Source organism: Streptomyces hygroscopicus (assembly GCF_026168105.1).
In the GTDB taxonomy this organism is placed as follows: Bacteria; Actinomycetota; Actinomycetes; order Streptomycetales; family Streptomycetaceae; genus Streptomyces; species Streptomyces hygroscopicus_D.
In genome coordinates this window covers 35,695-49,898 of record NZ_LBMW01000023.1, presented here as the reverse complement: position 1 = coordinate 49,898, position 14,204 = coordinate 35,695, and the positions used below count along the sequence as shown (strand labels likewise).

The 14,204-nt window shown below is 68.8% G+C and carries 10 protein-coding genes and 3 pseudogenes; 7 read left to right on the top strand and 6 right to left on the bottom strand.

The annotated features are described in order from the left end of the window. Positions 1-272: 272 nt before the first annotated feature. From AAW14_RS22095 to AAW14_RS22090, 3 genes and pseudogenes are all read left to right on the top strand, one after another. The gene (locus AAW14_RS22095) at positions 273-683 is read left to right on the top strand and encodes a hypothetical protein (RefSeq protein ID WP_265565647.1); all 411 of its coding nucleotides are present in this window, start codon (positions 273-275) and stop codon (positions 681-683) included. Further along, a complete protein-coding gene (locus AAW14_RS39800) occupies positions 584-961 on the top strand; it encodes a BTAD domain-containing putative transcriptional regulator (RefSeq protein WP_416223349.1) in 378 nt (125 codons plus the stop codon). Before AAW14_RS22095 ends, AAW14_RS39800 begins: the two co-directional genes overlap by 100 nt. Positions 962-1,063: 102 nt before the next feature. Next, positions 1,064-1,210 (top strand): annotated as a pseudogene (locus tag AAW14_RS22090) (replication initiation protein); the annotation flags it as partial. An 82-nt stretch (positions 1,211-1,292) separates the two neighbouring features. Here the strand turns inward: AAW14_RS22090 and AAW14_RS22085 are convergent. The 3 genes from AAW14_RS22085 to AAW14_RS22075 all read right to left on the bottom strand — a co-directional run bounded on the left by AAW14_RS22085 (position 1,293) and on the right by AAW14_RS22075 (position 4,576). After that, positions 1,293-1,709 carry a YeeE/YedE thiosulfate transporter family protein gene (locus AAW14_RS22085; protein WP_265565646.1) on the bottom strand — a complete coding sequence of 139 codons (417 nt, stop codon included), beginning with the start codon at positions 1,707-1,709 and terminating at the stop codon, positions 1,293-1,295. Then, positions 1,709-2,365 carry a YeeE/YedE family protein gene (locus AAW14_RS22080; RefSeq protein ID WP_265565645.1) on the bottom strand — a complete coding sequence of 219 codons (657 nt, stop codon included), beginning with the start codon at positions 2,363-2,365 and terminating at the stop codon, positions 1,709-1,711. The genes AAW14_RS22085 and AAW14_RS22080 overlap by 1 nt, the downstream gene beginning before the upstream one ends. A gap of 1,356 nt (positions 2,366-3,721) precedes the next feature. Then, the gene (locus AAW14_RS22075) at positions 3,722-4,576 is read right to left on the bottom strand and encodes an SCO2400 family protein (RefSeq protein WP_265565644.1); all 855 of its coding nucleotides are present in this window, start codon (positions 4,574-4,576) and stop codon (positions 3,722-3,724) included. Between the two features lie 182 nt (positions 4,577-4,758). Here AAW14_RS22075 and AAW14_RS22070 point away from each other — a divergent pair, with 182 nt between their 5' ends. Both AAW14_RS22070 and AAW14_RS22060 read left to right on the top strand, forming a co-directional pair. Next, positions 4,759-5,076, top strand: a complete 318-nt coding sequence (locus AAW14_RS22070) for a hypothetical protein (RefSeq protein WP_265565711.1) — start codon at positions 4,759-4,761, stop codon at positions 5,074-5,076. Between the two features lie 1,000 nt (positions 5,077-6,076). Beyond that, a complete protein-coding gene (locus tag AAW14_RS22060; protein WP_265565643.1) occupies positions 6,077-7,318 on the top strand; it encodes a serine/threonine-protein kinase in 1,242 nt (413 codons plus the stop codon). 552 nt (positions 7,319-7,870) lie between these two features. Here AAW14_RS22060 and AAW14_RS22055 read toward each other — a convergent pair. Further along, positions 7,871-9,118 (bottom strand): S53 family peptidase, encoded by a 1,248-nt coding sequence (locus AAW14_RS22055; RefSeq protein WP_265565642.1) that lies wholly within the window; start codon positions 9,116-9,118, stop codon positions 7,871-7,873. Positions 9,119-10,075: 957 nt separating this feature from the next. Between AAW14_RS22055 and AAW14_RS22050 the strand changes: the two genes are divergently transcribed. Continuing rightward, the gene (locus AAW14_RS22050; protein WP_265565641.1) at positions 10,076-11,482 is read left to right on the top strand and encodes a hypothetical protein; all 1,407 of its coding nucleotides are present in this window, start codon (positions 10,076-10,078) and stop codon (positions 11,480-11,482) included. 670 nt (positions 11,483-12,152) lie between these two features. Here the strand turns inward: AAW14_RS22050 and AAW14_RS22045 are convergent. Both AAW14_RS22045 and AAW14_RS22040 read right to left on the bottom strand, forming a co-directional pair. Further along, positions 12,153-12,785 carry a DUF4360 domain-containing protein gene (locus AAW14_RS22045; protein WP_265565640.1) on the bottom strand — a complete coding sequence of 211 codons (633 nt, stop codon included), beginning with the start codon at positions 12,783-12,785 and terminating at the stop codon, positions 12,153-12,155. Between the two features lie 527 nt (positions 12,786-13,312). Next, positions 13,313-13,567, bottom strand: a pseudogene (locus AAW14_RS22040) (YbhB/YbcL family Raf kinase inhibitor-like protein); the annotation flags it as partial. Here AAW14_RS22040 and AAW14_RS22035 point away from each other — a divergent pair. Continuing rightward, positions 13,564-13,941: pseudogene (locus AAW14_RS22035) on the top strand (FCD domain-containing protein); the annotation flags it as partial. The pseudogenes AAW14_RS22040 and AAW14_RS22035 overlap by 4 nt on opposite strands. Positions 13,942-14,204: the final 263 nt, after the last annotated feature.

The following is a 14,204-nucleotide window of genomic DNA, read 5'->3' as shown; positions in this document are numbered from 1 at the left end:
TCTTGACCTGCGCGGGAGTAAGCTCGTGTCTTCTTCCCCACCCAACCTGGCACGCGTCCGGCACAACTTCTTCGTCCCGAATGTGGAGGAGCGCCGTCCGGCACCCTTTCACATCACTCGTCTGCACCGTCGGGGGCGACGGCGAGCAGTTGTCCGCTGAGGCTGGTACCTGACACAGGTGCGGCGCGCTGCCCGTTCAGGAGCCAACCAGGTGCATGGGTTCGCGGCGCGGCAGGCACGCGCTGCTGAAGAGAGGGAGAAGGTACCTCCGCATGTCACACCGCGTCGCGATTGCGCCGGAGGCCACGTGGGTGGCCAGGTGGGCGGGAGCTCTGCTGTGCCTCGCGGTGGCTGCCATCCATGTCGTGGACCAAGGCGGCATCACGGCAACGAGGGACCCCTTTTACATCGGCGTCGCCTACCACGTCCTGGAGATCGCGGCCGTGATCGCCGCCGTACTGCTCCTCCTCGGCTTCGTCCGACCGGGATGGCTGCTGGCAGCCGGGGTTGCCCTCGGCCCCCTGCTGGGCTACATCCTCTCCAGGGGTCCTGGGCTGCCCGACGCCAGCGACGACGTCGGCAATTGGACGGAGCCGCTCGGACTGGTCAGCCTGGCCGTCGAAGGAGCCCTGTTCCTGTTGTCGGTGCCGCTCTTCGTACGGAGTTCGCGCCGCAGAACCTAAGTTGCGCCGAGTGGCCTGCGCTGATCGCCGAGGAGGCGCTGCGCGAGTCGATCCGGGCTCAGCTCATGCTCGCGCTGGACGGCGCCGGACGACTGGCCGATGCCCTCCCGGCCGATTCCGAGATCCGGCACCGCCTGGGGCATCAGCGGGGCCGCCCGACAAGGCTTGGTGGCCCCGGCGTGGTCATGCCTGATTTGGCGCCAAAGGCCCCAGGCGCCCGGGGTGGCCGCTCGAACTCGACTTGCGGCACACAGAGGGCACGTCACCCCCCAAACTGACCTGGACAACAAACAAACCCCAGGCCAACGACCTGGGGTTTCTCTCTGCCGCCAGCCAATGGACCACCGCCGCCGCCCCTGCCGGAACTCGCGAACCTGGCCATGGGCGGCACCCTGCCCGGTAGCCTCCGTCAGCTCTCCGGCCCCGGCGGCTGCACCCACCCCATCCGCCTCGACGGCCACCGCACCGAATACGACCTCGACGCCGCGACCGGCGAGATCGGCCGCGTCCTCCACCACCTCGTTTCATGACATCTCGTGCCGGAACATCCGCTCACGCATCGCGCACGCATGACAGGGCGGCCGGCCTTTGCTGCCGGACCCTCTGGTGTCACAGCCCGCAGGAGCCGCGGTCGAGGTGGAAGTAGCGGGCGTTGGCCCAGCGACACAGCCGGATACCGACGGTGACGCCGACGATGGTGATCAAGGCGGGCAGGTATCCGCTGGCGACCTGGACAATCGGGATTGCCGGGCACCCTCCGGAGATCGCCCAGCCCGTACCGAACAGCACTGCGCCGGGGATCACGCCGGCGTGGATGCGTCCCGGGGTGCGGCGGACCCGCAGCAGAGCGAACGCGCAGATGATGATCACGACGGCACCGGCAAAGGAGAGGAGCATGCGCAGGTCCTGGAAGGTGAACATGCGGTTCAGCTCGGTGTAGTCGCCGAAGCCGATGTTGGAGACGGTATAGCCGAGAGTGAGGCCGGTGATGATGTTTGCCAGCAGAATCGCGCCCCGAGTTCGCATCAGATCACCTTCCACAGCAGGAACGACACCGCGACGGCGGTGCCGAAGAACACGGCGGTCGCGACGAGGCTGACCAGGCGGAGACGGCCGCAGCCGTTGAGTCCGTGGCCGGAGCTGCACCCACCGGCCAGCCGAGTGCCGAAGCCCACCAACACGCCTCCGACGAACAGCAGAACGGTCATGGTGGTCGGATTTGCGGTGACCACGTTCCGGAATCCCGGGCCCATGTCGAAGCGGAGGTGGAACCGCCCGGAGGTGACCGCGGCGATCAATCCCCCGAAGAAAATTGAGACCAACAGGGCAGCCTGGGTGACCAGCGGGGCGGGGCCCGGGCTCGTGACCGAGGTGTCCTCACTCGCCGACGGTTCGGCGTCCGTTTCGAGCAGTTGTGACGTCCCGTACCCAACCGGCGGCACGGTGGGCGCGGCGGGGCCGGTGCCGAAGTGCTCCGCCGTAGCTGCGGCGAGAGCTTCAGCGAGAGCACGCTCGTCGGTGAACTCCTCGTCCATCCGCTCCAGGCGGCGCTCCCTGCGCCAGTGCAACACGCGATCCCATGCGGACGACACCCCGAAAGACCGGTCTGTGGTGAGGGCGTAGTTGATGGTGATCAGAGCGAGCCCGGCAGCGCCGGCCCACCAGGGCCAGTAGCCACTCATGCCGGGCCTCCCATCCATTCGGTGAATCGAGCCCACCAGCCGCGCTTCTGGCTGGGCCCCTGCTCCGCGTGTCGAGATGGGCGGTCCGGAGGCTGGGGAAACGGTGGGGGTGGTGACGGTCGGTAATGCGAGACCGGTATCGTCGGAGATACCGCGCCGAACTGAGCCATGGTCTCCGGTGCCGCGGTCACAGGTGCTGACGGCTCCGGTGGCCGCGCCGGTGCCGGCTGCGGCCAGGACGCGTTCTCCGGAGGCCAGGGATTGTGTTGTGGAGGGGCCTGCCGGGGTCCCTGCTCCGGGCCGGTGGCACCGGACCGGTCCTGGCCGGTGGCGGCGTCTTCAAGGTGTCGTGCGCGGGCTCCGTTGGGCAGCAGGCTGATCGGCACACGCTCGCCGGTGAGTGACACCTGGTAGCGCGCACAGCCGAGCCACTGATCCTCGCTGTCGCAGTAGTAGTCTCGCCAACCTTGCAAGCTCGCCCTGAGCAAGGGGAAAAGGGGGCATCCTGCGGCGTGCGAGCAACTCACGTTGCTCCCTTCTGACCGGCGCACACCACCCGTTCCGTCAGGGCGGTTGCCGTTCTCGGTCTCTTGCCCTCGCCGCGCCCGGGTCGACGATCTGAAAAGGCGCGGTGATGGCCTGTCACGATGCGGAGCAGTGCCTTCCTTTCTCGACCGGGCGAGATGGAACCATTGATTTGGTGTCCCGAGCAACCCCAGGGGAATTTCGGCCGTGACCGCTTGCCATCGCCGAGTGAGGTGTGCCACGCGATATGGGGGCGTGATGCACCCTCATGGCCGTATCTCCGCTCGGCGGGAGTCAGTTGTTCGTGGAGACGGTGCACGCATGGGGGTTGTTTGTGGCGAAAATGTGAATTCGACTGTGACGAAACTGTTGATATTACTGGTCGTTAATGAGGGCGCCAATGAAGGGGAATCATGTGCCGACGTGCTGTCTGCCAGTCATGCCGGAAGGCGACCTATGAGGGCTGCGGGAGACACGTGGAGCAAGTGCTCGCCGGCGTGCCAACACCTCAGCGGTGCATGTGTGAGTCGGCGGAGCGCGAGCCTGTAGGCACAGGGGAGCCGATGACTCGAACGGGCCCGGAGCCGGGCCGACCGGACGGGACGGTGCGACGCACACACGTTCCTCGACGCATGGACGGTCCACCGAGCCGATCGAAGGTTGGCTGGTGGACCCGACTCATCGCGTGGATGAAAAGTCCAGCATGAAGTAAGTGGAGGCAGAACAGTGCGCTCGCTGGACGGGTGAAGCCATGGGCACGCTCACGGGCTGACACACGGCTCGCGAACTCCGCCCCCTCGTCCCGCCGGGAACGTCCGGGTGCGGGCGTGGTCAGCCGAGGCACAACCCGAGCAGGCAGACCTCCGTCGGCGACGTTGAGACCCATGAGGGGCCGGTGGTCTGGGACGTACCCGGCTTCGTGCCGTCGCCCGTCGCGGGCGCCGACGGCTGTTGCGCCGTCGTACCGGAGCGGTCGGAGGTCGTGTCGCCGGCGGCCGGGGCGGTGGTCTGCGGCTGCGGGGGCGCCGTCGCGGCCGGGCGGACAGGAGCTACGGTGTCCGGCCGGGCGATCGATGACGTCCTGCGGGGCGGTGCCGCGAGGTACTGCTGCCGCGGTGCGTTGGTCGTCGGCGGCTGCGGCTGGGAAGGGACGTGTGACGGCCGGTGGGAGGGTTGAGCGGTCGCTGGTGCGGCGGCCGGATGGTTCTGCTGGGGCGTCTGCTCCTGGATGGCGCTCGTCCTCGGGTCGTCCGGTGCCACTGCTGCCTGCGCCCGGTCGGTGGAGTGCCGGTCCATCATGGCGATACCCAGGCCGCCTCCGACGAGTGAGACAGCGCCCGCGACCGCTGCCCGGCGCTTGTTCTTCCTCCAGCGGGCCAGTCGGCGACGGCGTGCCGCACGCCCCTGCCGTGCGGGCGGCAGGTCCTCGGCGTCGGCGGCGACGTGCGGGGCCACGTCCATGGCAGTGTTGGACTCCGCCTCGCCGTCCGGGAGGCTGTCGTGCCATGTGACGGAGGCCGCGGGGCCCCGATGGGCCGTTGTGGCTGGTCCGGCGCTCGTCATCGCCGGGGCCGAGCCGCTGTGGCCGTCGGCGGCGTGCGGGGCGATGTCCGGGGCGTAGGCGCCGCACCCGGGGCACACCAGTGCGCCGTTGAGGTGCCGACGGCATGAGGAGCAGTAATCCATCTGCGGTTTTCCGGTCTTCCTGGTTCGACGTGCCGTCGGCCCGCCTGGGCCATGGCTTGGTCCTTGGGTGAGGACGGGACACGCGGACGTACCCGCGCCGAGGCCCACCCCTAGCGCGGCGACCCGCGCCACTGTGGCTGACCAGCCGCAGCGACCCCGGTGCTGCCGTCCCAACGACGAGCTTGCTGACCCGCATCCCGTCCGGTCAGCAATTCCGCTGCCTGGTGCTGCGTGTGTTCCGCGGCACGTTGAGCTTCCGCGACGACGTCACCCCGCTCGCGTATCAGGTCCTCATAGATCGGCAAGCGATCGTTTCCAGCGGAGCTGTGTGTCATGGTCGGCCCACTTTCATGGCGATCGATAAAGAGGCCGGTCCACTGTCGGGCTCGGTCGAGCCGGGCAGCGATCCCGTGGCCGGTCAACAAATAGATGACGGCCGGAAGACCGTAATTGAGGACCACGCGTGTCTCCTCGGTGTCCATCGTGAAAATATCCTGTGATCACCAGGACGGCCGGCCCGCTGTGCCCCGCACGAATTCGACGAACACATTCGAGCGGTTCGCGTCGAGCAGGAACAACAGGATCCACAGGCCCAGCAGACCCGCCGCATGCCGGCGATCGTGCAGGTGGTGCCGGCCGTACGCCGTGTGGTGGCCTGACGGTGCAGGGAGCGGTCCGGGCCCGGCGGCTCGCCGTATGCCTGGTATCCGGGATTCGGGTCGATGTTTCTCACGGGGATATCCGATCTGACGTAGTGCCGTGTGTGCGCGCTCGCGCCAGGGCACCCAGATTCATCCGGTCGGTACCCCGCTTCTCCCTACTTCTGCGTTCCGCACGCACTGCAGCGTTACAGCGACGTCTGTGATGTCCCGAATATGGCTGCCTATACAGGAACTTACCTGCATGTTCACACGTCAGGGAAGTTTTCCGGACTGAATGGAGGAGTGTGATTCGGGTGCCTCCGCAGTCCTCGGCCGACGGTGTCTGCGTAATTCGTGACCATGCCATGAAGGAGGTCAGGGTGTTCCTTCACAGGGTTGTCGGTCTCGCAACCATTCCCGTTCCCCCGTGACACTCCTGACCTGCGGCGCGCTGTTGGAAGTGACCCCGGGCGGGGTCATGGCGCCCATCCTCCGGGGGGAGTGTTTGGAGGCGCCGACATGCTGGGGCAGGTTCGGTTCCCCCCGTGCCGGGCCTGCCCCTGCTCTCCCAACTCGGAGAGCCGTGTGGCGTTGGGCGCCCCGGGGGTGTGACGGCCCGGCACTCCGGTGCGCTGCAGGAGTGGGCCCAGGGACCCAGGGGCCTCGTTGCACCTGCTCGCCCCCTTTTCCGAGCAGGTGGTCGCGCAATGAGGGGCAGGCTGGTGAATCCCCCGTCGTCTGCCTGCCCATGCGCACCCCGGCGCCGGGTCCGGGAGGGAGTGTGCGTCGGCCTGGGCAACCGGGACCCGAACGCCCGCAAACCGAACCGTCGGGCCTGGGGGGAACCACGAGCAACGCGATGATCGGGGTGGGTGTGCAGGGTCTGCTGGCGGACCGCTATGAGTTGCAGGAGCTGCTGGGACGCGGCGCGATGGGCGAGGTGTGGCGAGCCCGCGACCAACTCCTCGGGCGGCCCGTGGCCGTCAAACTGCTGCATGCCGAGGAGGCGGCGGACGCCGACCGATTCCGCCTGGAGGCGCAGATCGCCGCCCGGCTCAACCACCCCAACGTCGTGGGCATGTACGACTTCGGCTCGCACCATGACCAGCCCCACCTGGTCATGGAACTCGTCGACGGCTGGAACCTGGCCCAAGAACGCTCCCTGCGCGGTGCACTGCCCCCGGCCGAGGCGGCAGCCATTACGGCCCAGGCGGCCACCGGCCTCTCCGCGGCACACCAACAGGGAGTGGTCCACCGGGACGTCAAACCCGCCAACGTCATGCTGACCACCGACCGCACCGTGAAGATCACCGACTTCGGCATCGCACGCTTCGCCGAGGAGGCCGCCAGCAGCCCGTCCGCCACGGGAAAGATCATCGGCACCGCCGACTACCTGCCTCCGGAACGCGCGTTGGGCCGTCCCGCGCAGCCCGCGTCCGACGTCTACTCCCTCGGCTGCGTCCTGTACGAACTGCTCACCGGGCGGCCTCCGTTCAGCGGAGCCACGTCACGGGCCGTGGTCCAGCAGCACGTCAGTGCCACACCAGCATCGCCCGACCACCTGCGCCCGGGCATACCGCAGCCGCTCTCCGACTACGTGCTGCACATGCTCGCGAAGGACCCGGCTCGCCGGCCCACCGCCGAGCAGGCAGCCGCCTGGCTGGCCGCGCAGAACGGGACACCACGACCGGCCGAGCACGACGGCACCAGCCTCATGTCCGCCCCGGCAATTCCATCGTCTTCGGCCCTGCACGCCGGTGAATCCCGCGCCGGCACGCACTCCCGCCCCAGCGGTCGCCGCACGCCGGCCTCCAAAGCCGTTCTCGCCGGCGCCGGCCTCGCGCTGTTCGCCGGGGCTGCGGCCCTCGGAGCCTCGCTGAATTCCGGCGCCGCGGCGCCTACGTCTCCGGCCTCTCCCTCACCCACTCGCATCGCATCGACACCCGCCGGTCTGTCCCCGGCCACGACGCCATCGCCTGCCCCTCCGTCCGCCAGGACGTCACCCGGGCCGGAGCACGGTGGCGACAAGGGCGGCGAGCGGCCAGGCAAGCACGACGACGGGAAAGGAGGAAAAGGACGGCAACGGCACTCCGGCGGCTGAGCCGCTGGGAGATGCCGTGCACAGCCGTGAGGGCAGACAGAGGGCCCCAGGTTTGCCTGCGTGAGGACTGCGGTGAGGTTTCGAGGGTAGTCGGGTGCGCAACCAGTGGCGCTTCGGACAAGCGGATCACCGCGACCGTTGTGTCGGCCGATGATCCCGGCCGGGCAGTGGTCGGCCGCCAGATCCTCTGAGGTCCGCGTGCATGCGGGTGCTTCTACAGGTCCTTGTGGCCACGACGTGCGCCGGGCGGCCTGCTGAGAGGTTCGCCACGGAGACCCACCACCTCGCGTCCGTCGCGATCACCTCGGGCTGTGGATCCGTGGTGCGCGTGACCGCTCGGTGCGGTGAACGGCTCGACAGCGGCCCGTCGGCGCAGCCGACGGACACGGCTTCGACGCCGGCGTCCTGAGCAGGTTCGGTATCCGGCCGGCCAGGCACGGCATGGAGCGTGCGATCTTCGGCCGGCCGGAGGGCTGAGACGAGGCAAGGGCTGGGCTCGCGCCGCAGTGGTGCGATGCGAGCCCAGCCCTCGTCGGTCAGAGAGCGGCGCCGTCAAAAGGCGCCGGTGCCGTTGGGCGTGCCGAGACCGGTCGGCCCGTCGTATCCGGGACCCGCGGTGCACAGGTAACTGCCTCCGCAGAAGCCGTTGCTGCCCGCGGTGACGTCGTTGAGCGCCGACGTGTGGCTGTACGGATACGAGCCGCCAACGACCTGAGAGGTGTTTCCGGCCAGTGCGTAGACGCTCGCGATGATCGGCGACGAGACGCTGGTCCCTCCGACTTCGACCCATCCGTCGGCACCCTGTGCGAGACCGAGTTGAAGCTCGGTGTCGCACAACAACGCGCCGCCGCAGCTGTTGTACGTGTCATGGACCGCCACCCCGGTGTTGGGGTCGGCGACCGCAGACACATCGGCGACGGCACGCTTGGCGCATCCGGAGTCGTGCTGCCAGGACGGCTTGGCCTCGTACGGCGAGCAGCCGGAGCCCGCGCCGCTCCAGGCGGTCTCGGTCCAGCCGCGCGAGTTGGACGCCTTGCTCAGCGAGGTGCCGCCCACGGCGGTGACGTACGGGGAGGAGGCCGGCCAGGAGACGCCGTAACCGGAGTCACCCGAGCTCGCTGTGATCGCGATGCCGGGGTGGTTGAAGTGCGAGTCGACGGAGGTGACGGTGTTGTCCTCGGCCCCGCCCCAGCTGTTGGAGACAGAGACGACGCCCGAAGTGGTGGCGGCGGTGTCCTCGGCCGTCGTGAGATCCGGGACGTTCGCCGAGTTTGCCTCGACCAAGAGGATGTGGCAGCCAGGGCATGTCGCCGAGACCATGTCGAGGTCGAGGCTGATCTCCTCGGCCCATCCGTAGTCACCGGAGGGCAGCGGCGCTGTCTGGCCGCTCTCATTCACCTTGCGGAAGCAGCCGTTGGCGGTGGTGCACGACGGCAGGCCGTAGGCGCTGCGGTAAGCGGCCAGGTCCGACTCGGCGTTCGGATCGTCCATGGCGTCGACGATCGCCACCGTTCGACCGGATCCCGAGGTACCGCCCAGTTTGTAGGCGGAACGCAGATCGGACGGCACGTACCCCCTCGTGGTCGGGGATCCGGTGGTGAACGGTGACATACGGCCCGAGGCGGTACGGTGGGCTTTCATGACCCCGAAACAACGGGCTTGCCCGCTTTGCGAGGGATGGACGCAGCCGAAGTCCGTCGTACTCGCGGAGGCGGACGCGCGCGGGGCGGGCGAGTGAGCGGCGGCCTGGACATCGGTGGCCAGGCCGATGGTGAGGGCAGTGACGACCAGTGTCAGCATCGCGGTGAGGGCAGCTGCGATCCCCCGCACCCGGCGTCTTGGTTGGTGGCGGTGGATTGCCGGTGGTCCGGAGGGTATCTCGCTGCCGTGCATCAAGCCTCCGTGCGGTTTCAGGCGGTTCGGAAGGGCCACATGACCAAAATCAGCGTTGACAGACGGCATGTCAGGTCAGTTGCGGGCCAGATGGTTTCACCATGCGGCCAGCCTCTTGCGCTGGTCAAGGCCATGCCAATGCAGGTCTTGTGAGGCTGCCGCGGTAAACGAGTGAACCGCCGGTAACGCTGGTGTGTCCGCGCCAGTACTCACTACGGGGCCACGAAAACTTCTGCGCCACCTGTGGGGATGATTTGCCTGACGGAACATCGGACCCGCCCCGAGCCGGGACCGCTCCACGAGCGCCTTGGGGAAGGGCCGGTAGTCCACTGACAGCACCGACCAGGGCAGAGCCTCATGCCACACCGGCACCTGCCGGTTCGGCTTCGCCGCAGCCCGGGGCCGGCTGCACGTCGGCCGTGGCGGTCTGCCGGCCGTTCTCCAACTTGCTGACCGGGACTTGGTCCAGCCGTCACCGAGTCGCTCGGTGAGCTGGACGCCGGTGAGCCGACCGTCGGGGCACGTGAACCTCAGTTCTCGCGAGGTTCCCCGCCCGACCGACCGTGTGGTGCTCATTGGACGCCGCGAAGTAACCCATGTTTCACCTAACCGTGTCTCGTACGGCGCTCATTGGGCCGATGATTGAGCGGCGTTCTGGAACCCGAGTGACCAGAGCGGTTTTGTTTGGGCTCACTGATCACGAAGGCCGAGGCCATAGGCGTGTCAGGCAATCTGTTGTCTTCTTCGGCCTCAAGGGGGAATTCCGAATCCCGTCCGCCTGTCGCGGAGGGTTCGGGCGGATCCGACGGTGGCAGGGCTCTCGGCAACGGTGCCCTGTTGGCATACGCCGGCTGTGTTCTCCTGATGGTCCTTCTGGGGCTGATGGGGCCGTCCGCCGTCGAGCCGCTGTTCGGGCCCGCCGGATACCTTCCGCCGTGGTTCTGGAACGTTCGTCCGCCGGACCTCCTCATCTGGGTGCTCGTCGCCGTGGTGCTGCTCGTCGGCACTGCCGCTGTGATCGCCGGGCTCGCCGCGACGCGCCGCGGATGGTCTCCCCGCCCCCGCACGTTACTCACTGCCGGCACGCTCGCCGTCCTCGGCCTGGTGTGCGTGCCCCCCTTGGGAACCACGGATCCGCTCAACTATGCCGCTTACGGCCGGATGGCCGCCCTCGGGCTCGACCCGTACCGGGTGACGCCTTTTGGACTGGCCCGGAACGGCGACCCGATCGGGCAACTGTCGATCGCAGAACCATGGCTGCACAATCCGTCGGTCTACGGGCCTCTGGTCACCGCGACCGAATGGGCCGCCTCGCTGGTCGGCGGCACCTCGATGCTGCTCACCGTGTGGGTGCTGTCCCTGCTCAGTGGTGCCGCGTTCGTTGCCACCGGGGCGCTCCTGCTGCGTCTGGCCGGACCGGATCCGCAACGACAGGTGCGCTCGCAGTTGATGTGGACCCTCAATCCGGTGTTGCTGTGGAACCTGGTGGTGGGACCCCACGTCGATGTGCTCGGTGCATTCTGTGTGGTCGTCGCCTTCTGGGCGCTGCGGCGTTCCGGTCTCGCCGTCGGCCTCGCGCTCGCGGCGGCGACCGCGGTCAAGCTCACACTGGGGATCTTCGTGCTGCCCTTCGCATGGGGCATGCGGCACGACCGACGCCGCCTGGCCGCCGCCGCGTCGGCCGGTGTACTGCTGCTGGCACTCGGATACGGCTTCGTGCCGCGGGCCATCCGCAATGCCGCGGCCGTCAGCAACCAGCCAGTGGTCGGTTCCCCGTGGCCGCTGCTTCAGCGCAGACTGCTGACACCCGTGTTCGGTTCCGCAGCCGTGCACCTCGTGCCGGTCGTGGAAATCCTGATGGTCCTCGGCATCGCTGCTCTGCTTCTGGTGGCGCTGCCACCGGTCGAGGACGGCGCCATCGTCCAGGCGACGGCCCGCCCGGCACTGGCACTCGCCGCCGGTTACCTGCTCGGCACCGCCTACGTCCGGCCGTGGTACGACGCGGTCGCCTGGATCCTCGTGGCGATGCTGCCCCGCTCCTGGTTCGACCTCGTGCTGATCGCGCACACCACCTGCATGACGTTGCCGTTCGACCCCGGTCTGCCCTACCCGATGCACCCGGACTGGCTCAACTACGTCGTCCGCCAGACCGGTTACCGAGCCATGCCCTATCTGCAGGCGCTGCTGCTCATGGCCGTTGTCGCCATCTGCCTGCGGCGGATCCGCAACAGGCGTGCAGGAACCACAGGCGCTCCTCCGCGGCACGCTTAGACGGCGGCCCCTGCACCGCCGTAGCCGGGCAGGACACGTCCCATCCTCTGTCCGGCCGAGGCAGCGGCTCCATGCCCGTCCCGTGGCCGACCGCGCTGCCCAGGCCAGGGTCCAGGTCGCCGGGGAGGAAGTTCGCCACCTCTGCGTCGTGGCCCTCGAACGCGGCCTTGCCCATCCTCACGTGGACCCGTTTGGTGCCCATGGTGACGACGGTCCCGGGTGACCCGTGGTGGTACAGGGGCTTGCCGCTTGGCACTCCGACTGTGACCTTGCCGGCCTCGTCGTCGGCGGCAGCTTTCACCGGGATTCCCCGCTGTTCCCCACTCGATCCGGTGCACCTGTGGTGCAGCCCGCGTTTGTCAGTGCTCGCCCGTATGCCGCGGAGCGTTGGGTCGTCTGCTGTCGCTCCAAGGCGAAAGCGCGATCAAGGGGGGTGGCTCAGAAGAGGTTCCCCGAGCCACGTCGGTCCGGGACTTCGTGAAGCTCCGATCAACGTTAATGACTTTTGATGTCACTCGGCGGCTCGCGTGCCGCAAGAGGCAGATGCACGGGCGAGCCGAGTTACCCCTGCTCCGCCGGCGCATTCTCCTCCAGTGATCACCACACAGTGCTACCACCGATTACGAGAGCCGTTGGCCTGGACGCACCCGTCGATCGCAGCGCCAGGAGATCACTGACACTGCTTCCAGGCCAGGTGGTACACGGTTTTGATCCCGCCGTCCGTCGAGTCCATCTCCATGAAGCTGGTGGCGCTCGGGCTCGAGGTGCCGGGTTCGACCCGCAGTTCAGTGTTGATGTTGAGGTTGCGCTCCTCCCCGCAGGGGGCGAAGACCCGGGCGGCGACGTCCACGGTGTCGGTCGTCTGCCAGTTGCCGTTGAACCCGCCGTTGAAGCGATGGGTCGAGTTGGTGGTGTGGGCGTTGCCCTGGAAGTGGTAGCTGGCCCGCTGGGTCCCGGACGCACCCGGCGCCAGTGACGCGAAGCCGCGGTAGCCGGCGGACACGATCGCGTAGGTGTAGCCACCGGGGACGTGCACTCGCAGGTTGAGCTGACAGTTCTTCTTCCGATCGGTCGGCGCCGACCCGGGCCCCACCTGGGCGAGGTAGTTACTGTAGGTGACGGTGAAGGCGGTGTTGTCAGGGGACACGGTCACGGCGGCCGTCCCCGCCGGGCAGCCGGAACCGTTGACCGCCACGGTGTCGATGACGATCCGGTCCGGCGGCGGGGACGGGTTGCCGCCGAAGGCCGACGAGCCGAACAGTGATGTGGCGACACCAGTCGCGGCCAGCGCGCGGAGCACCATGGGCTTCCCTTCGATCGTCCACGGATCCAGGGCGGGCGTCGCTTTCCGAGCCCGACCCCCGGATTCACGTGGGCATCGCACCACACGTTGCGTGTCCGCGTGCAGAAGGTGACGCTCCAGTCACTCAAACGGCCTTCACGGTGGAGAGCTCATTCACCCACGCACGGGGACGGAGCGGCGCGCGAGCCGCTACATCACCCCCGGGGGGCGCGCCGAGGGTGACAAAAGCCGGGTTGCGTCCAGGGAAGTGGTGTACGGGTTCGAGGGCCCGGACCAAGTGCTTGGAAGATGCGGGCACGCCGTGGTGGGCGGCCCTGACGCCCCTGCCGCCCAGGGCTGCCGGGTACCGCTGCCGTCCATCGTTGCCGGTCTTGCGGTCAGTGCGGCGGCGGGTTTTGCGGCCGGTTGCCTTGGCGGCGCCGCGCAGGCTCCTGCCATCCACCGACCCTCCGCGCAGCCCAGTGGCACCGGCCGCCTTCGGGCGGCGGTTGGCAGTGAGGTCGCTCCGGTCAGTACGGCTCACGCGCTCAGCGCGAGCACGGCGGCCAGGGCGTGGCGCACTCCGCGCGGGTCAGGACCGCGCGGCCGAGGATGTGGCCGGCCATGGTGAAGCCGAGGACAGCCGGGGGGGCGTCGGCCGCAACGTCGATGGACTCGACGTCTAGGGCGTGCACCACGATGACTTAGCGGTGCGGGCCGTGCCCGGCCGATGGGGCCGCGCCGATGAAGCGGGCGGCGCGGGCGTCGTTGGGCAGCTGGAAGGCGCCCTCGGGCAGGCCGTCTGGCCCGCACCCCGGCGTACGGGCTGGAGGAGGGCGAGTACTACAGCGGCGCATGGTCCGAAGCCCACCGGGTCTTCCACCGCACCCTGCTGGAGGGCTGTGGCGACCCCGTCCTGCTGGAGACCTTCGACCTGACGTGGACCGCGAGCGAGCTGGCTCGCCGCTGGTCGGCGCACCGCGTTCCCGACCGGGACCACGTTGGCGAGCACCGCCGGCTGGAGGAGGCCGCACTGGCCCGGGACGCCGACACCGCGGCCGGGGTACTGGCCCAGCACCTCACCCTGACCGCGGCCGGACTGACCGGCTGTACTCACCGCGAAAGATTGCCGCCGGGTGGATCGACGCGGATGGCAATCCGGCAGATCCCGACCTGAAGACCCCGGCGCAGGGTGCCGCCACCCAGGTGTGGGCGGCCACAAGCCGGCAGCTCGCGGACATGGCGGGGTCTGCTGCGAGCACTGCGACACCGTGGCGTCCTGGAGCGCAGGCGAACTCATCAGCGCGGTACGCGCCTGTGCGACGGATCCCGCGCAGGCGGCACGGCTGTGGAAACCTTCGGCCGAACTCTGCACGGTGCTCGCCATGTGCCGCGGCCAGGTGCTCCGGATCGGCCAAGCCTGCCGGTCCGGACGGTCCA

What these genes read in the sequence shown, in the direction of transcription:
- AAW14_RS22095 (WP_265565647.1), top strand. Translation starts at nt 273, where the DNA reads ATGTCACACCGCGTCGCGATTGCGCCGGAGGCCACGTGGGTGGCCAGG.
- AAW14_RS22085 (WP_265565646.1), bottom strand. Translation starts at nt 1,709, where the DNA reads ATGCGAACTCGGGGCGCGATTCTGCTGGCAAACATCATCACCGGCCTC.
- AAW14_RS22080 (WP_265565645.1), bottom strand. Translation starts at nt 2,365, where the DNA reads ATGAGTGGCTACTGGCCCTGGTGGGCCGGCGCTGCCGGGCTCGCTCTG.
- AAW14_RS22075 (WP_265565644.1), bottom strand. Translation starts at nt 4,576, where the DNA reads ATGGATTACTGCTCCTCATGCCGTCGGCACCTCAACGGCGCACTGGTG.
- AAW14_RS22060 (WP_265565643.1), top strand. Translation starts at nt 6,077, where the DNA reads ATGATCGGGGTGGGTGTGCAGGGTCTGCTGGCGGACCGCTATGAGTTG.
- AAW14_RS22055 (WP_265565642.1), bottom strand. Translation starts at nt 9,118, where the DNA reads ATGCTGACACTGGTCGTCACTGCCCTCACCATCGGCCTGGCCACCGAT.
- AAW14_RS22050 (WP_265565641.1), top strand. Translation starts at nt 10,076, where the DNA reads ATGGTCCTTCTGGGGCTGATGGGGCCGTCCGCCGTCGAGCCGCTGTTC.
- AAW14_RS22045 (WP_265565640.1), bottom strand. Translation starts at nt 12,785, where the DNA reads ATGGTGCTCCGCGCGCTGGCCGCGACTGGTGTCGCCACATCACTGTTC.